The sequence below is a fragment of the Sphingomonas sp. G-3-2-10 genome (genome assembly GCF_012927115.1).
GTDB lineage: Bacteria > Pseudomonadota > Alphaproteobacteria > Sphingomonadales > Sphingomonadaceae > Sphingomonas.
The window spans coordinates 1,729,542-1,745,951 of record NZ_JABBFY010000001.1; the positions used below are offsets into that span (position 1 = coordinate 1,729,542).

The following is a 16,410-nucleotide window of genomic DNA, read 5'->3' on the forward strand; positions in this document are numbered from 1 at the left end:
GGGCTCTGTCTGCGTAATAGAAAACCAGCCGGAGATCGCTCATGCCCCTGTCGCTCGTTCAGTTCCGCCGCGCGGACGGCGTGCGGCAGGTGGCGGCGTACCACGACGGCGTCGCGCATGTCGTCAACGGTTTCGGCACCACGCTCGAACTCGCGCGCGCCGCCATCACCGCGGGGCACGGACTGGCCGAAGCGGTCGCGGCAGCGGGCGAAGGGGACATTGTCGATCTGGCCACGGTCGAGCTGCTCGCGCCGATCGACCATCCGGACGACGCGCATCTGCTGATGACCGGCACCGGCCTGACCCATCTCGGATCAGCCGAGGGGCGCGACCAGATGCATCGCAAGGCCGCGGAAAATCCCGATCCGACGGATTCGATGAAGATGTTCCTGATGGGCGTCGAGGGCGGCAAGCCGGCGACCGGGCAGACCGGCGTTCAGCCCGAATGGTTCTTCAAGGGCGACGGCAGCCAGCTCGTCGCGCCGGGCCGGCCGATCGCCTCCCCCGCCTTCGCTCTAGATGCGGGCGAGGAGCCGGAGATCGCCGGCATCTATCTCATCGGCGGCGACGGGAGCCCGGTACGGCTGGGTTTCGCGCTGGGCAACGAGTTCTCCGACCACGTCACCGAGCGCGGCAATTATCTGTGGCTCGCGCATTCCAAGCTGCGCCAGGCGGCGCTGGGACCGGAGCTGCTGGTCGGACCGCTGCCCCACGACGTTCGCGGCACCAGCCGCATCGTGCGCGACGGGGCGACGATCTGGGAGAAGCCCTTCCTGTCGGGCGAAGCGAACATGTCGCACAGCATCGCCAATCTGGAGCATCACCATTTCAAATACGGCCTGTTCCGGCGGCCGGGCGACCTGCACGTCCATTTCTTCGGCACCGCAACTCTGTCGTTCAGCGAAGGCGTGCTGACCGAACCGGGCGACGTGTTCGAGATCGAAGCCGCGCCGTTCCGCCTGCCGGTGCGCAATCCGATCGCGATCGCCGATCCGGAGCCGGTTACCGTCCGGGCGCTGTGATGCGGGTCGTTCCAGAACGATGTGGATATCCGGCGCGAAATCGTGTCCAGCAGACGCGATGACGAGAATGCACGGATGACCGGAGCGAAACGAGGCAGCGCCGCAAAGCCCGGCCCCACCGGCCGCGAACCGCGGCGGATCCACGGCACTATCGCGCACGATCTGGGCGTGGCGATCGTCACCGGCCGGTACAAGCCGGGCGACATATTGTCGGGCGAAGTCGCCTTCTCGGAAAAGCTCAACGTCTCGCGCAGCGTCTATCGCGAGGCGATCCGCATCCTCACGGCAAAGGGGCTAGTCGACAGCCGCCCCAAGACCGGCACGCGCGTGTTGCCCGAGCGCGACTGGAACCTGCTCGATCCCGACGTCCTCGCCTGGATGTTCGAAGGCGAACCCAGCGAAGCCTTTATCAACGGCCTGTTCGAGCTGCGCGGGATCGTCGAGCCTGCCGCCGCCGCGATCGCCGCCAGCCGCCGCGACGGCGGCGATCTGGCGCGAATGGGCCATGCACTGGAAGAGATGGCGCGCCACGGCCTCGCCACTGCCGAGGGCCGCGAGGCGGACCAGCGCTTCCACGATGCGATCCTGCAGGCGACGCGCAACGCGCCGCTGATGTCGCTGTCGAGTTCGATCGGCGCGGCGATCAGTTGGACCACCCTGTTCAAGCAGCGCAAGGGCAAGCTGCCCCGCGACCCGCTGCCCGAACATCGCGCGCTGTACGACGCCATCGCCGCCGGCGATCCCGCCGCCGCGCGTGGGGCGATGGAGGAATTGGTCCGGCTTGCGCTGGCGGATACCGCGGTAGCCCTCGCCGGATAGACCATCGTTCTGCCGATATTGTCAGGGTTATTCTTTTGCTCGCTTCTCTGGATCGCGGAGCCCGGCCCTCACCAGTTGACCGGTAATTTGTCCGACATATACTGGCGCCAAATGACAACGGTGCCGGTAACGGCCGGCACGACGAGAGGACGCCCGATCGCATGGCCACACCCGTCATCGCGCCTGACGCACCGGCAGACGCAGATCCCGCAAGGACAGGCCCGTCGGGTTACCGCCCCGCCCTCACCTTGCTCGCCAGCCTGTTCTTCATGTGGGGCTTCATCACGGTCATCAACAACACGCTGCTGCCGCATCTGCGCAGCGTGTTCGACCTGAACTATACGCAGACCACGCTGATCGAGAGCGTGTGGTTCATCGCCTATTTCGTCGCGTCGATCCCGTCGGCGATGCTGATCCGCCGGGTCGGTTATCAGCGATCGCTGGTGGTCGGATTGCTGATCATGGCGATGGGATCGCTGGGCATGATGCTGGCGGCAGGCATCCCTTCCTATGGGGTCACCCTGGCGATGCTGTTCGTGATCGCCAGCGGGATCACGCTGCTGCAGGTCGCCGCCAATCCCTATGTCGCGGTGATCGGCCCGCCCGAGACGGCTTCGTCACGGCTCAATCTGGTGCAGGCGATGAACTCTGCCGGCACGATGCTCGCCCCGATGTTCGGCGCCTATCTGATCCTCGGCCGGTCGAAAGGCGGCACGGCGGAAGCCGGTACGGTGCTGACCCAGGCCGAGCGCATGGCGGACGCGCAATCGGTGATCCTGCCCTACGCGCTCGTCGCCGTCGTGCTGGTGATCCTCGCGATCGTGATCGCCCGTTTCCCGCTCCCCGCGATGGGCAATGCGACCAGCCGGGTGAGCAAGGAGGAGCGCCGGAACCACTCGCTGTGGAAGCACCGCAATCTCGTCTTCGGCATTCCCGCGATCTTCATCTATCTGATCGCCGAGATCGGCGTGGCGAACCTGTTCGTGAACTTCGTCAGCCAGCCCGACATTGCCAATCTGACGCATGAACATGCCGGGCGCTATCTCACCTTCATGTGGGGCGGGATGATGGTCGGCCGCTTCCTTGGCAGCTGGCTGATGCGGTCGATCCCGGCGGAAACGGTCCTCGCGGCCTTCTCGGTGGGCGCGTTCGTGGTGATGATGGTGACGGTGCTGAGCAGCGGGCCGGTCGCGATGTGGGCGCTGATCCTGGTCGGGCTGTTCCACTCGATCATGTTCCCGACGATCTTCACGCTGGGCATCAAAGGCCTCGGCCCGCTGACCGAGGAGGGGTCGGGCCTGTTGATCATGGCGATCGCGGGCGGCGCGCTGGTGGTGGTGCAGGGTCAGCTGGCGGATATGTATGGCCTGCAGGCATCGTTCCTGCTGACCGCTGTGTGCGAGCTGTACGTGCTGTTCTACGCGCTGTGGGGCTGCCGGACGAAAACAGCCTAGCCCTGCCGCAGAAAGCGGACGCGGGCGATACGCCAGCCCTCGGCCGTGCGCACGAACTCGTCCGAATAGCGGCCCAGCAGCACATCCACCGGCCCGCCGGGGCGCTTGAGATGGACCAGCAAGGTCCAGTCGCCGGTCGCGCGATCGCCATCCACCGCGATCAGCGGGGTGTGGATCATATGCACCCGCCACTCCGAATTGCCGGCGATGGCGCTGCACAGGAATTCGGTGAGCGCGGCGATCCCGATGACTGGATCACCGCCATATTCGGCAACCGCCCGTTGATGGAAGATCGACCGGAACGCTTCGGCGGCGCTGACGGTATCGGCGGTCAGCGCATCGACCGCGACGCAATAGCGAGCCTTGAGGTTCTGGATCGCAACGACGTCCTCGGCGGACATCAACCCTCCGCCGCCAGCCGCTTCACCACCAGCGCCTTCAGGTCCGCCGTCTTGATCTTCGCGCTGCCGGTCAGCTCCAGTTCGTCCTCGGCAAAGAACAGCACCCGGCGCGGCACCTTGAAGCTGGCGAGTTCGGCCTTGGCGAAGCCGCGCACGGCATCCTCGTCCAGCACCGCGTCCTGATGCGGCACGATGCAAGTGACGACCAGTTCACCCAGCGTATCGTGCGGCACGCCAACGGTCTGGGTGACCTTCACGCCGGGACAGGATTTGATCACGCTGTCGATCTCGACCGGGGAGACGTTCGCGCCGCCGGTCTTGATGATGTCGTTCAGCCGCCCTTCCCAGAACAGCCGCGGCGTGCCGTCGGCCATCACGTCCAGATAGCCGCCATCGCCGGTGAGGAAATAGCCCTCACCGTCGAGCGTCTCGTCGGCGGGGATACCGATATAACCGAGCATCAGCGTCGGGCCTTTGACGGCGATCTCGCCGCGCTCGCCCATCGGCACCACCTGCCCGCTCAGCGGATCGACGATCTTGAAGACCATGCCCGGTTGCGGGGTGCCGTGGCTGCCGCCGATCACTTCATCCGGCGTCCCCGAGGGGAAGATCGCGCTGATCGTGAAGGTCTCGGTATTGCCATAGGCAGCCATCGGCTCCTGCCAGTCGGTGCTGACGGTCGGATGGCGGCCAAGCGGCACTTTCGGGCTGACATATTTGAGCGAGGACAGGTTGACCTCGCCCCAGTTCGCCGCGGCTTCGAGCTGCGCCCATTGGTGCGGCCAGGCCACCGCCATCGTCGCCTTTTCGGCATCCATCAGCGCCAGCGCTTCCTCGGCCTGGAAGGTGGGCTGCAGCACAAGGCTGCCCCCAGCGGATAGCGCGCCGCCGATCGCCATGCCGAAATTGCCCGACCAGAAGAAGCCGTTGGCGGACCATGTCCGCACGTCTTCCTCGACCGCGTAGAAGCGCTTCCACCGCCACAGCTGGAGCGTCACCCCGCGATGCGCGCTGAGGATGCCCTTGGGCTTCGCCGTCGAACCCGACGAGAAGAACAGCACGCCGGGATCGGACGGTGCGACGGTCGCGGCGGCGGCATCGACCAGCGCCTGTTCGGTCGCGTCACCCCGCGACAGGAAGGCCGGCCAATCCTCGATCGCCCCCGCCCCGCCGCCGATCGAGGCGACATGGCGCAGAAACGGAAAGCGGATCGACGCGATCCCACCAGACGGTGCGGTGGCGAGCGCGGGTTCGAGGCCCGCCACCATCTCCGCGAAGTCCTTCTTCAACACCGACCGTTCGAGCAGCAGTACCGAACAGCCCGATGCCGCGATCAGGTGATCCAGCTCGGCCGGCGTCGAGAAGGTGCTGAACGTCGTCGCGACCCCGCCCGCCAGCGCGGTGCCGAACACCGCCGAGAGAAACTCCGGCCGGTTGGTCATCAGCACGCCGACGCGCGTGCCCTTCCCCACCCCGCACGCCAGCAGCGCACGCGCGACCTGGTTGGCGCGGTCCCACAGATCAGCATAGGTCCAGCGGATCGTCTGCCCGTCCTCGTGCAGCACCAGCGCCTCACGCGGGCCATGCCGCCCGGTCACCTCGCGCAGCCAGCCGCCCAGCGTCAGCGGACCGATGCCGGGTTCGTCCGCCAGCGGCGGGCCGGCTGCGATCGAAGGGGGCCGCGTCGCCACGGTTCAGCGGTTCACATCGACGACGACGCGGCCGCGCACCTTGCCGTCGATCAGATCGGCAGCGGTCTGGATCGCATCGGCCAGCCCGATCTCGGTCGCGATCGTCTCGAGCAGCGCCGGATCGAGATCGTTCGCCAGCCGCTGCCACGCAGTCAGCCGCTTCGCCTTGGGCGCCATCACGCTGTCGATTCCGAGCAGGCTCACGCCGCGCAGGATGAAAGGCATGACGGTCGCCGGGAAATCCGCGCCCTGCGCCAGACCGCATGCCGCGACCACGCCGCCATATTTCGTCGCCGCGACGGCATTGGCCAGCGTGTGGCTGCCGACCGAGTCCACGACTGCCGCCCAGCGTTCCTTCTGGAACGGCTTGCCCGGTTCGCTGAGCGCCGCGCGCTCGACGATCGAAGTCGCGCCGAGCGTCGTCAGATACTCGCCTTCGGACGCCTTGCCGGTCGCCGCCACGACGTTGAAGCCCAGCTTGCCCAGCAGCGCCACCGCGACGCTGCCCACGCCGCCGGTCGCGCCGGTGACCAGCACTTCGCCAGCATCGGGCGTCACGCCAGCTTTCACCAGCGCCTCGACGCAGAGCGCCGCAGTATAACCCGCCGTGCCGATCGCCATCGCCTGTTTGCCGGTAAAGGCTGCGGGCAGCGGGACCAACCAGTCGCCATTGAGCCGCGCCTTCTGCGCCAGCCCGCCCCAATGCGTCTCGCCCACGCCCCAGCCGTTGAGCACGACCTTGTCGCCCGCCTTCCAGTCGGCGTGGCTGCTGTCGGTCACCGTACCGACCAGATCGATGCCGGGCACCATCGGGAATTTGCGCACCACCGGCCCCTTGCCCGTGATCGCCAGACCGTCCTTATAGTTCAGCGTCGAATAATCGACCGCGATCGTCACATCGCCTTCGGGAAGCTGCGCGTCGTCGATCTGCGTCACCGCGACCGACTGGCCGCTATCGTCCTTCGAAATCAGGATGGCGGAAAACATTTGGGATTGATCCTCACTGGACAGGGTATCGAAATCGTCGGGGGCTCAGGCCGGGATCATTTCCCGACGGCGCGCAGCTTGGCCGGTTTGGCGACCTTGCGGCCGAGCCGCTCGGCGACCTGGGGATAGCGATCGGGCTGGACCGATCCGTACATGCTCAGCCGCAGGAATTCCTGCGAGAAGCGATGCGCCAGCGCGCGGCGCTCCTCCTCGCCATGCGCATGCGATCGCGCCCAGACCGGCCACAGGAACGCACTTGCCAGCATGATCACCGACAGCACTTCGGCATCGACGCCTTCGCGCGAATTGTCGGTGCTGGCGAACCGCTCGAGCGAGCCTTCATATTCGCGCCAGAAGGGGTCGGCCGTGGGATCGGGCGACGACAGCAGCTGAAGCAGCCAGATCCGGCCGAGCTCGGGATTGTCCATTGCGAAATTGACCAGCCGATCGGTGGTGTCGGCGATGTCGACATCCTCGACCTGCCGCTCGCCGATCGTCTCCGGATCGCCGAACACCGCGCGAAACATCTGTTCGGACACCCCGTCGGCGGTCGCTTCGATCAGATTCTCGCGGGTCTTGAAATGCTGATAGGCGGTGCCGCGATTGACCCCGGCAAGGTGCGCGACTTCGGACAGGCTGATTGCTTCGGGACCGTCCTTGGCCAGCAGGGTGCGCGCGGCGCGGAGGATCGCTTCGCGCGTCTCGACCGGATCCCGGGTCCGCTTCTGCCTTGGCTCCGCCATCGCCATCCTCACTTCGTCTTCGACATGCCGTCGATATGGGTGACAGTCCTGTTCTCCTGCCCGCAGGAGTCAATCGCGAACCGCGTTCCGCGCCCCGGCAAGCCGCGCTGATCGCCCGGGCGAAGGCTGGCGGCGTTGCCGCAAAGGAAAACGGCCGGGCAGCAATGCCGCCCGGCCGTCCCCAGGTTCTGAAAGGTCTTACCGTTCAGCGCGAGCCGAAGCGGAACTTGAAGCTAAGGCCGAACTCGCGAAGCGGCGTGGTGGTGATGCCGACATAGCCGGTATCCGCGCTGGTGCCGGTCGGGCCGGTCAGGATCGGACCGGTCGGGCCGAACCCGCCGAAGCCGAGCTGCTGGTACGAGGTCGACAGCGGGTTACCGCGCGTCAGTACGCGAACTTCATCGGTGAGGTTCTTGGCATAGGCAGTCAGTTCCCACTGGCCGTCCGGCGCACGGATGCCGACGAACAGGTTGAGCAGGCCATAGCTGCCGACATCGTCGAACGCGCTGGTCGGATCGCCCTGCGAGCTGCCGTTCAGGTTGAACAGGCCGCGCAGATAACCATCGACATGGCCGGTGATCGGCACGCTGTATTCGGTCTGGAACGAAGCGCTGAATGGCGCCTGGAAGGCCGAGCGCTGCGTGACGTTGCACTGGGACAGGTTGTTCGCGCCGACCGCCGCCTGCAGCGCCGCCAGCGTCGGCGCCGTCGTCGAGGTGTCCGGCTTGCCGTCGCCGTTCAGATCGTTGCACGGGATCGTCCCGTTCTTGATCTTGCCGTCGGAATAGGCGGCGACCACACCCATGCTCCAGCGCGGCGTGATGTTGCCCGAAAGTTCGAGTTCGATGCCCTTCACTTCGACCGGGACGGCCCCGACGAAGTTGAACACGCCGACCTGCTGCGCGGTGCCGGTGACCTGGCCCTGTGCGTTACGGACAGCGACGGTGTTGACGTAATAGACACCGTTCGGCGAGCGATACGGGAAGTTGGAGAACTTCTGGAAATAGGCGCTGGCATTGAACCGCACCCGGCGATCGAACAGCGAGCTCTTGAAGCCCACTTCATAGGACTGCGAGGTTTCCGCCGCGAGGTTCAGGAACGAGTTCTCGCGAGCCGAGCGAGCGATGTTGAAATCGCCCACCGCGGAGATGCCGGGACGATAGGACGTGCCGGTGTTGGCATAGACCATGAAGTCGGGCGAGAAGGAGTGCTTGATCGACGCGGTGTAGATCACCTTGTCGTCGTCCTGCGCGTTGCTCGCGGCCAGACTGCCATTGATGTAGAGTTGGCCGTCATCCTTGTAGCTGATGAAGCGCACGCCGCCCGAGACTTCGGTGGATTCGCCGATATGCGCCGTCACGTTGCCGAAGAACGAGCGCTCGTGCGACTTGCCGGTGCGGCGGATCGCGGTCTGGTTGACCGTGGCGACGCCGCCGCCCAGCGCGACCGGCAGGCGGATCACGGTCGGCGAGTTCAGCGTGGTTGGCGTGTCGTTCACATAATCGAACCCGCCGATGACGTAGTCGAACATGCCGAACACGCGCTCCTGGTTTTGAAGGCGGAGTTCGTGCGAGGTCGATTTGATGTTCGACTGGGTGCGCTGCACCACCGTGGTCGCCGGGAAGAAGTTCGCCGGGTCCTGGTTGCCGAACGAGTCGATGTTCTGCGTGTAGTGCGAGAATTGATAGATCAGCTGCTGGCCGCCGAACGACACTTCGCCGCGCCCGTTATAGATGTCGAACAGCTGGGTCAGATAGGTCGGACGCGCGACGTTCGACAGGCGATCCTTCGGCCCGATCAGCACCGGGGTGGCAATCGCCGCCGGATTGACGTTGCGGAAGGATTCGACCTGCCCGAACTGACGCGAGAAGCGATCGATCCGCTGATAATTGCCTTCAAGGCGCAGCCAGTCCGCCGGCTCGACCAGCGCCGAGACGCGGACGCTGCGCGCGTCGGTATAGGGATCGCGGGCATCGGCCGTGCGGTCGATCGAATGGATCCGGTTGCCCTCGCCCTGATCGATCACGCCGGCGACGCGGATCGCCGCGATGCCCTTGATCACCGGAAGGTTGATCGCGCCCTGCCCGTTCATCGTGCCGATGTTGTTGGCCGTCAGCTCGACATAGCCGCCAATCTCGTAAAGGTCGGGCTTCTTCGTGGTGACCACGATCGAGCCCGACGGGGAAGCGCGGCCGCGCAGCGTGCCCTGCGGACCCCGCACGACTTCGATCTGGCCGACGTCGTACATCTGCTGAAGAACCACGCCAGCCGTCAGCGGCGCATCGTTCTGGTAGAATTCGACCGTGGCGTTGAAGCCGCTGGCGTTCACGTCGAAATTGACGCCGCGCATCTGCGCGTTGCCGCCGATGCCGTTGGCGTTGTTCGAAAGCTGAAGGCCCGGAACCAGGTCCTTCACTTCGGTGAAATCGCGCAGGCCCAGATTGGCGATCGCATCTCCGGTGACCGCGTTCACCACCGCCGGAACGTCCTGAATGCTTTCGTCGCGGCGGCGGGCCTGGACGACGATTTCCTCGTTCTGCGAGGCTTCGGCGGATGCCGCCGGATCCTGCGGCGCGGCAGTCTGTGCACTGGCCGGCGCGGCGATCGCCAACAGGCAGACGCCTGCCATCGAAGTTGCGAAAATGGTTCTCACGGAAACCTCCTCCCCTTGATGCGCCTGTTCGTTCTCGACTCTGCGCGTTGTCCTTGAGGCTGCGATATGCCTGAATAAAACCGGTTGGGGAGGGCCGCCGGGGCACATATCGCTACTGCGATTGCCCGCTTCTTTACTGGCAAGATCGACAGTATCGCGCGTGCGATCCTGTTGCTCGAAAGCCTCATGATCGGCCCTCATCTATGGACGGCCACACACGCGTGCGCGCATTGCAGGCGAGAGAGGAATCCAGATGAGCGGCACGCGAAATCCGAACGGCATTGCTGTGGTCACCGGCGCGGCGGGCGGCATGGGGCAGCCCGTGGCGGTACGGTTCGCAGCGCAGGGACGGCCGCTGCTGCTGTGTGATCTCGACGCGGATCGGCTGGAACAGGTCGCGGGTCCGTTGCGCGTCGTCGGCGGCGACGTGCGCATCCTCCCCGGCGACATCGCCGATCCCGCTTTCCCCGACCAACTGGTCGCGGCGCTGGACGGCGAACCCATCGCAGCGCTGGTCCACACCGCGGGCCTCTCGCCGACGCTTGCCGATGGCCCTCGCATCTTCGACGTCAACTTCACCGCCACCCGGCGGCTGGTCGACGCCGTCCGTCCGCGCATGGCATCCGGCGGGTGCGCGGTGCTGATCTCGTCCATGTCCGCCTATATGGCTGCCCGTCCGGAGATCGACGCAGCGATCCGCGATCTGATCGATGGCGACGGCGCCGCCATCGCCCCGATGATCACCGAGCCGCGCGGCGCTTATCCCATCTCGAAGCGCGCCGTGATCGCGCTGGTCGCGCGCGAAGCGGCGGCGTTCGGCGCGAAGGGCGCGCGGATCGCATCGATCGCACCGGGCCTGATCGACACCGGCATGGGCCGATCCGAAATGGCGGCGAGCGAGCAGACCAAGGTGATGCTCGCCCGTACCCCGCTGGGCCGGACCGGCATCGGCGACGAGATCGCGTCGGTCGCAGTATTCCTCTGCTCGAACGACGCGAGCTATATCACCGGATGCGACATCAAGGTGGATGGCGGCACGCTGGCGGCGCTGGGGTTCTGAGCTAACCCCAGACCGCATCGGCAGCCGCCAGCGCCTGCGCGCCGCGCCCGCCCATATCGCCGACCAGCGCCTTGAGCCGATAGGTCCAAAGATGGAGCGGATGCTCCAGCGTCATGCCCATCGCGCCGAGGAACTGGTGGAAATCATAAGCCGCCGATCCCGCCGATTGCTGAACGTGCAGCGCGGCCAGCGCTGCGTCGCCCGGATCGAGCGTGGCCGCCGCCTTCATCGCCAGCCAGTAGCCGCCGTTGGTGCGCACCTGCGCCTCGGCAAGCCGATGGCGCACCGCCTGAAACGCCGCGAGTGGACGCCCGAATTGCTGGCGATCGGTGACATAGGTGGCGGTGCTCTCCAGCGCGGCGGCGAGCAGCCCGGCGCCTTCGGCGGCGATAGCCACCTGCCACCGCGTGCGCAGCGCCTCCGGCGAGATATCCAGCGTCACCGCACGATCCGGCACCGCGATCAGCGTCGCCATCGGATAGCCGTAGAGCGACTCCTTGTCGGTGCGGATATCGACTTCCCCGGCGGTGAAGCTGGTCACCGTATCGCCGAGCACCAGCACCGTCGCGCCGGGCTTCAGGAAGCGGATCGGACGGCGGAGCTTGCCCGTTTCGACCAGACAGACCGGCCGCGCGGCTTCGCCCAGCAACGGACGGATCAGCGCGCTGGTCGCGGCCTCGACCGCATAGGGCAATCGCGCCAGCCGCTCGACGATCAGCGCCGCCGAGACGGTGCCCAGATCGGGATCGAACGCCACGTCGAGGAACCCGCCTTCGGCCAGTTCGCGGTCGAGTTCGTCGCTGGTCAGCGCAAAGCTGATGTCGTGAATCGGCGGCGAGGCGAAGCGCTTGGTCAGGCTGTCGATCGCATCGAGGATCGCGACCTGATCGGGGGTGAGCGACAAGTCCATCAGCGCGGCTCCCGCGGCAGTTTGAGCACGTCGGTGGCGATGATGTTGAGCTGGATTTCGGCGGCGCCCGCCGCGATCCCCGCCACGATCCCACGCTGGTGGTGCATCTTGAGATAGGGGTGCGCATCGCCCAGCGATTCGGGCAAATACTCGACGATGAATTCGGACACGCGGCGCTCGGCCATCACCGTGGCCGCGCGCGCCGACGAGGCTTCCGGCCCCACCGCTTCGCCCCGCGCGCGCTGGGCGACGATGGCGTAGCTGGCGAGGCGCGCCGCTTCGCACAAAGCGAGCGCGTTGGCAGCTTCGATACGCACGGCCTCGCCCGCAAACTCGTCCTGATCCTTCAGGATGCCGACCGCGCGATCAAGCGCCGCGCGCGCGAGATGATAGCGGGGAATGCCCAGCCGCTCGTTCTTGAGCGAGAAGGCGATGATCTCCCACCCCTGCCCTTCCGCCCCGATCCGCGCCGATTGCGGCACGACGACATCGTCGAAGAACACTTCATGGATGTCGCCTTCGCCGATGATCGACGGAATCTGGCGCACGGTAATGCCCGGCGTGTCCATCGGCACGAGCAGGATGCTGATGCCATTCTTGCGATCGTCGCTGGTGCGGCACAGCAGGAAACAGGTTTCTGCGAGGCCGGCATAGCTGGTCCAGATCTTCTGGCCGGAGACGCGGTAATTCTCGCCATCGGGCACGGCGCGGGTGCGCAGCGACGCAAGGTCCGATCCCGAACCCGGCTCCGAAAAGCCCTGGCACCAGATCGCATTGCCCGCCGCGATCGGCGGCAGATAGCGCGCCTGCTGCTCCGCCGACCCGTATTTGACCAGCGTCGGCCCGATCCAATTGACGTTCATATACTGGGCGCCGCGCGGCTCGCCCGCGATCCACATCTCTTCGGCCAGGATCAGCTGGTGCCACGGATCGAGGCCCTGCCCCCCAATCTCGACCGGCCAGTGCGGGGTGAGCAGGCCGTCCTCGGCCAGCTTGCCGCAGAAGCGGCGCGAGAATTCGGTCAGTTCGGCCGAACCGGGACCATGCCCCGCGACATCCTCCCAGCCTTCAGGCAGGTTCGCGGACAGGAAATCCCGCAGCCGGCGCCGGAACGCCTCCTCCTCGCTGGTCCAGTCAAAATCCATGCAAACCTTCGCTCAAAAAGTGACGCCCGCGCGCTGCGCGGCATCGATTGCCAGCCATGCTCTCCCGCGGCGAGACTATCAGATCGGCGCGGGGACGATCACCGCGCGGGCGATATGTCATCCGGCTCCGGCTACAGCCTCACCGGCACCCGTATTAATCCGGACAAATTTTAGAGCAAGCGGCTTTGCATCTTCGCGCGGCGTGATAAGGGACGGGCAAGGAGAGCTGCCCATGACCGCCAATTTGCCCGGATATGAGACCATCCTGCTCGAGCGCCGCGAGCGCCTGCTGGTCCTCACCTTCAACCGGCCCGACGCGATGAACGCGGTCAATCTGGCGCTGCACGACGAACTTCCCGAGGCGCTGGCCTTCGCGGCAAACGATCCCGGTTCGGACGTGATCCTGCTCACCGGCGCGGGCCGCGCCTTCTCCGCCGGCGGCGACATCGCGCATATGGAGCATAACGCCGCCAACCCCCACCTGTTCGACCACGAAGCGCGTCAAGCAAAGCGGATCGTCAACGCGCTGCTCGACATCGAGAAGCCGGTGGTGTGCCGGATGAACGGCCATGCGGTGGGCCTGGGCGCGACCATCGCCCTGCTGTGCGACATCATCATCGCCGCCGACACGGCGCGGATCGGGGACCCGCATGTCGGCATCGGGCTGGTCGCGGGCGATGGCGGCGCGCTGGTCTGGGCACAGCGGATCGGCATCGCGCGCGCCAAGGAATATCTGCTGACCGGCGAATTGCTGACCGCGGTAAAGGCCGCGGAGATCGGCCTGATCAACCACGCCGTTCCCGCGGATCAGCTCGACGATGCGGTCGATACGCTGTGCGGCAAGCTGCTCGACGGCGCGCCCAACGCGATCCGCTGGACCAAGGTGCTGACCAACATGGAGCTGAAGCGCATCGCCAATGCGGTGATGGAAGCCGGCATCGCCTACGAATCCGTCAGCGTCCGCTCCGCCGATCACCGCGAAGGCGTCGCCGCGCTGAAGGAGAAGCGCAAGCCGGTGTTCACCGGACGCTGACCGGAATCCCCTTCCCCGCAAGGAGCGGCTAGGGGTGGGTTAGAAAAGGTCGGGGCTCGATGCCCCGGCCTTTTCCATTCTTGCCGTTCAGTTCTTCACCCGCCGCATCGTCACCGCGTGGCGATAGCGCTCGGACGGGTGCGTATTGATCGTCAGCTGCGCGATCTGGCCGTTCGCCAATTTGTACGTATGACGCACCTCCAGCGCAGGCGATCCGACCTCGACCAGCAGCGGCGACGCCAACTCCGCGGGGACGAGTATTGCGGATATTTCCTGCCGCACCTCGACCATGCGCACCCCGAACAGATCCTCGATCAGCGGGAAGATCGGCGCCTTGTGGCTTTCCAGCAGCCGGCTGACCCCGGCAAAGTCGCGATGGATGAAATAGTCGGCCAGGCCGAGCGGGATTTCCGACCCGACGTTGAAGCCCAGCGCCCGGACCGACAGCCACTCCTCGCCCACGTCGAACCCGGTCCGTTCCGCCAGCGCCTTGTCGACGGTGACCATCTTCATCCATTCGATCACGATGTAGGAACCGCTGGCGAAGTGCAGCAAATCCTCGATCGACATGGCGCCGAAGTTGCGCGAACCGATCGAAGGCGGCGGAATCACGACGGTTCCGGCGCCACGCCGCGAGGAAATCAGCCCGTCGTCGCGCAGCTGCCCCAATGCGCCGCGCACCGTGTAGCGGCTGACCGAGAAACGCTGGCAAAGCTCGCCCTCCGTCGGAAGCTGGGCGCCGACCGGGAAGTCGCCTTTCATGATTTCCTGCTTCAGCACCTTGGCGATCTGCAGGTACAGGGGTTCCTCGGGTACGGCCTTTTCGGGCATCTTCAGCCTCTTGGTTCTTGTTCTGGTCAAACAATCCTTGGCATTATTACGCCGACCCGGAAAGTACAGGTTCCCGATTACATCGAATGCCCCGGCGCGAACGGCGCCTTTCCGATGCCTAGCCCAGATAATTTATGCGGACAATGCGAGGCTGGACGAAACGCCCCGGCGTTGACGACGACCGCGGCGCAAGATATGTCTGGACAACCATAAAGAAACCCCTGGCCGCTTCCTTCAGGACGTGGCGGAATCCAGAGTTCGCGGGCGGCAACGCGCCGGCGCGGTCGCATGGCCGCGCCCGATGCCGACCGTCCCGCTTCGGAGGACCGGGGACGCAAGAGGATGGCCGGGTCGATGGCAACGAACAGGAACGCGCAGGGCATTGCGGGCAGCGAAACGCCGGATGCCGCCGCGCCCGGCTGGATGATGGCGCGGCCCTGGGCCGGCGTGGTCTTCCTGATGCTGATCGGGATGCTCAACTATCTCGACCGCGTCCTGCCCGCGATCCTTGCCGAGCCGATCAAGAAGGACCTCGTCCTGTCGGATACGGTGCTGGGCATCGTCAACGGCGTCGGCTTCCTCGCCATCTATGCGCTGGCGAGCATCCCGATCGCGTCGCAATCGGATCGCGGGCGCTATCCGGCGGTGATCACCTTCTCGCTCGGCATCTGGAGCCTGATGACCGCGCTGGGCGGCTGGGTGGTCGCGGGGTGGCAACTGGCGCTCACCCGGTGCGGCGTGGCGCTGGGCGAAGCCGGCGGGATGCCCGCGGCGCACGCCTTCATCACTCGCCACATCCCGGCGAAGAGCCGCACCACCGCCTTCTCGCTTTTCACCATGTGCCTGCCGCTGGGTACGATGGCGGGGTTCATCGTCGGCGGCGTGTTCGGACAGGCGCTCGGCTGGCGGCACACCTTCATGCTGATGGGCGGGATCGGCATCGCGCTCGCGCTGCTTGCCTGGCTGTCGTTCGGGCGCGGCGCGGGCGTGGCCAGCCGTCCGCGCGACGCCGAACAGCCCCAGCCCAGATTCCTCCATCTGCTGCGCAAGCGTAGCCTGCTCGCCACGCTGGCGGGGGCAGCGTTCGTCGGCATGGGCGGCTACACCTCGATGGCCTTCACCCCGGCCTATCTGATGCGGTCCCACGGCATGACCGTGGGCGAAGCGGGCGTGACCTTCGGCGTCGCCGGCGGGGTCGTCGGCATCGTCGGGCTGATCGTGATCGGCTGGGCGGCGGACCGGCTCTCGGCGCGCGACATTCGCTGGCAGCTGGGCGTGATCATCGCGATGATCCTCGGCGCGCTGCCGCTGTCGGTGCTGGCCTATACGGCCTCCAACACCTTGGTCGCGATCCTCGGCGCGGCGATCAATCTTGCCATCGCGATGGTCTATGCCGCACCGATCACCGCCGCGTTGCACCGTCTCGCGCCGGTCGATCTTCGCGCGCGAGTTTCCGCGCTGCTGCTGCTCGCGACCGCGATCCTCGGCGGCCTCGGTCCGCTGGTGGCGGGCATGGTCAGCGATGCGCTGAAGCCGCAGTTCGGCGCCGACGCGCTGTCGCACGGGATGCTGGTGGTGCCGGCTGCCTATCTGGCCGCCGCAATCTGCTTCGCGATCGCCCTGCCCAGCTTCCGCAAGGAAGTAGTGAACGAATAGCGCCG

At 66.3% G+C, this 16,410-nt stretch carries 14 protein-coding genes; 6 read left to right on the top strand and 8 right to left on the bottom strand.

Annotated elements, in window-relative coordinates; translation table 11 throughout:
* The first annotated feature begins 41 nt into the window (after nucleotides 1-41).
* The 3 genes from araD1 to HHL13_RS08595 all read left to right on the top strand — a co-directional run bounded on the left by araD1 (nucleotide 42) and on the right by HHL13_RS08595 (nucleotide 3,295).
* Complete coding sequence (gene araD1, locus HHL13_RS08585) at nucleotides 42-1,022, top strand: AraD1 family protein (RefSeq protein ID WP_169555273.1); 981 nt, start codon at nucleotides 42-44, stop codon at nucleotides 1,020-1,022.
* A 75-nt stretch (nucleotides 1,023-1,097) separates the two neighbouring features.
* Nucleotides 1,098-1,841: a FadR/GntR family transcriptional regulator gene (locus tag HHL13_RS08590; protein ID WP_169556848.1), complete on the top strand. Its 744-nt coding sequence runs from the start codon at nucleotides 1,098-1,100 to the stop codon at nucleotides 1,839-1,841.
* 161 nt (nucleotides 1,842-2,002) lie between these two features.
* Nucleotides 2,003-3,295, top strand: a complete 1,293-nt coding sequence (locus tag HHL13_RS08595; RefSeq protein ID WP_169555274.1) for a sugar MFS transporter — start codon at nucleotides 2,003-2,005, stop codon at nucleotides 3,293-3,295.
* On the opposite strand, the gene HHL13_RS08600 is transcribed toward HHL13_RS08595, so the two are convergent.
* From HHL13_RS08600 to HHL13_RS08620, 5 genes are all read right to left on the bottom strand, one after another.
* Nucleotides 3,292-3,696, bottom strand: coding sequence for a nuclear transport factor 2 family protein (locus tag HHL13_RS08600; RefSeq protein WP_169555275.1), 405 nt, complete (start codon nucleotides 3,694-3,696; stop codon nucleotides 3,292-3,294). The two genes, HHL13_RS08595 and HHL13_RS08600, sit on opposite strands and share 4 nt — an antisense overlap.
* The gene (locus HHL13_RS08605; protein ID WP_169555276.1) at nucleotides 3,696-5,387 is read right to left on the bottom strand and encodes a class I adenylate-forming enzyme family protein; all 1,692 of its coding nucleotides are present in this window, start codon (nucleotides 5,385-5,387) and stop codon (nucleotides 3,696-3,698) included. Before HHL13_RS08605 ends, HHL13_RS08600 begins: the two co-directional genes overlap by 1 nt.
* 3 nt (nucleotides 5,388-5,390) lie before the next feature.
* Nucleotides 5,391-6,374, bottom strand: a complete 984-nt coding sequence (locus tag HHL13_RS08610; protein ID WP_169555277.1) for an MDR family oxidoreductase — start codon at nucleotides 6,372-6,374, stop codon at nucleotides 5,391-5,393.
* Nucleotides 6,375-6,430: 56 nt separating this feature from the next.
* Nucleotides 6,431-7,117 (bottom strand): TetR/AcrR family transcriptional regulator, encoded by a 687-nt coding sequence (locus HHL13_RS08615; protein ID WP_169555278.1) that lies wholly within the window; start codon nucleotides 7,115-7,117, stop codon nucleotides 6,431-6,433.
* Between the two features lie 205 nt (nucleotides 7,118-7,322).
* The gene (locus tag HHL13_RS08620) at nucleotides 7,323-9,770 is read right to left on the bottom strand and encodes a TonB-dependent receptor (RefSeq protein WP_346775523.1); all 2,448 of its coding nucleotides are present in this window, start codon (nucleotides 9,768-9,770) and stop codon (nucleotides 7,323-7,325) included.
* 253 nt (nucleotides 9,771-10,023) lie between these two features.
* On the opposite strand from HHL13_RS08620, the gene HHL13_RS08625 reads away from it, so the two are divergent.
* Nucleotides 10,024-10,830, top strand: a complete 807-nt coding sequence (locus HHL13_RS08625; protein WP_169555279.1) for an SDR family oxidoreductase — start codon at nucleotides 10,024-10,026, stop codon at nucleotides 10,828-10,830.
* Between the two features lies 1 nt (nucleotide 10,831).
* On the opposite strand, the gene HHL13_RS08630 is transcribed toward HHL13_RS08625, so the two are convergent.
* Both HHL13_RS08630 and HHL13_RS08635 read right to left on the bottom strand, forming a co-directional pair.
* Nucleotides 10,832-11,740: an acyl-CoA dehydrogenase family protein gene (locus HHL13_RS08630; RefSeq protein WP_169555280.1), complete on the bottom strand. Its 909-nt coding sequence runs from the start codon at nucleotides 11,738-11,740 to the stop codon at nucleotides 10,832-10,834.
* Nucleotides 11,740-12,885 carry an acyl-CoA dehydrogenase family protein gene (locus HHL13_RS08635; protein WP_169555281.1) on the bottom strand — a complete coding sequence of 382 codons (1,146 nt, stop codon included), beginning with the start codon at nucleotides 12,883-12,885 and terminating at the stop codon, nucleotides 11,740-11,742. Before HHL13_RS08635 ends, HHL13_RS08630 begins: the two co-directional genes overlap by 1 nt.
* Before the next feature lie 232 nt (nucleotides 12,886-13,117).
* Between HHL13_RS08635 and HHL13_RS08640 the strand changes: the two genes are divergently transcribed.
* On the top strand, nucleotides 13,118-13,918 hold the full coding sequence (locus tag HHL13_RS08640) for an enoyl-CoA hydratase-related protein (RefSeq protein ID WP_169555282.1): 801 nt from the start codon (nucleotides 13,118-13,120) through the stop codon (nucleotides 13,916-13,918).
* Between the two features lie 87 nt (nucleotides 13,919-14,005).
* On the opposite strand, the gene HHL13_RS08645 is transcribed toward HHL13_RS08640, so the two are convergent.
* Nucleotides 14,006-14,749: a GntR family transcriptional regulator gene (locus HHL13_RS08645; RefSeq protein WP_169555283.1), complete on the bottom strand. Its 744-nt coding sequence runs from the start codon at nucleotides 14,747-14,749 to the stop codon at nucleotides 14,006-14,008.
* A gap of 354 nt (nucleotides 14,750-15,103) precedes the next feature.
* Between HHL13_RS08645 and HHL13_RS08650 the strand changes: the two genes are divergently transcribed.
* Complete coding sequence (locus HHL13_RS08650) at nucleotides 15,104-16,405, top strand: MFS transporter (protein ID WP_169555284.1); 1,302 nt, start codon at nucleotides 15,104-15,106, stop codon at nucleotides 16,403-16,405.
* The last annotated feature ends 5 nt before the right edge of the window (nucleotides 16,406-16,410 follow it).

What these genes read in the sequence shown, in the direction of transcription:
- araD1 (WP_169555273.1), top strand. Translation starts at nt 42, where the DNA reads ATGCCCCTGTCGCTCGTTCAGTTCCGCCGCGCGGACGGCGTGCGGCAG.
- HHL13_RS08590 (WP_169556848.1), top strand. Translation starts at nt 1,098, where the DNA reads ATGACCGGAGCGAAACGAGGCAGCGCCGCAAAGCCCGGCCCCACCGGC.
- HHL13_RS08595 (WP_169555274.1), top strand. Translation starts at nt 2,003, where the DNA reads ATGGCCACACCCGTCATCGCGCCTGACGCACCGGCAGACGCAGATCCC.
- HHL13_RS08600 (WP_169555275.1), bottom strand. Translation starts at nt 3,696, where the DNA reads ATGTCCGCCGAGGACGTCGTTGCGATCCAGAACCTCAAGGCTCGCTAT.
- HHL13_RS08610 (WP_169555277.1), bottom strand. Translation starts at nt 6,374, where the DNA reads ATGTTTTCCGCCATCCTGATTTCGAAGGACGATAGCGGCCAGTCGGTC.
- HHL13_RS08615 (WP_169555278.1), bottom strand. Translation starts at nt 7,117, where the DNA reads ATGGCGGAGCCAAGGCAGAAGCGGACCCGGGATCCGGTCGAGACGCGC.
- HHL13_RS08625 (WP_169555279.1), top strand. Translation starts at nt 10,024, where the DNA reads ATGAGCGGCACGCGAAATCCGAACGGCATTGCTGTGGTCACCGGCGCG.
- HHL13_RS08630 (WP_169555280.1), bottom strand. Translation starts at nt 11,740, where the DNA reads ATGGACTTGTCGCTCACCCCCGATCAGGTCGCGATCCTCGATGCGATC.
- HHL13_RS08635 (WP_169555281.1), bottom strand. Translation starts at nt 12,885, where the DNA reads ATGGATTTTGACTGGACCAGCGAGGAGGAGGCGTTCCGGCGCCGGCTG.
- HHL13_RS08640 (WP_169555282.1), top strand. Translation starts at nt 13,118, where the DNA reads ATGACCGCCAATTTGCCCGGATATGAGACCATCCTGCTCGAGCGCCGC.
- HHL13_RS08645 (WP_169555283.1), bottom strand. Translation starts at nt 14,749, where the DNA reads ATGCCCGAAAAGGCCGTACCCGAGGAACCCCTGTACCTGCAGATCGCC.
- HHL13_RS08650 (WP_169555284.1), top strand. Translation starts at nt 15,104, where the DNA reads ATGGCAACGAACAGGAACGCGCAGGGCATTGCGGGCAGCGAAACGCCG.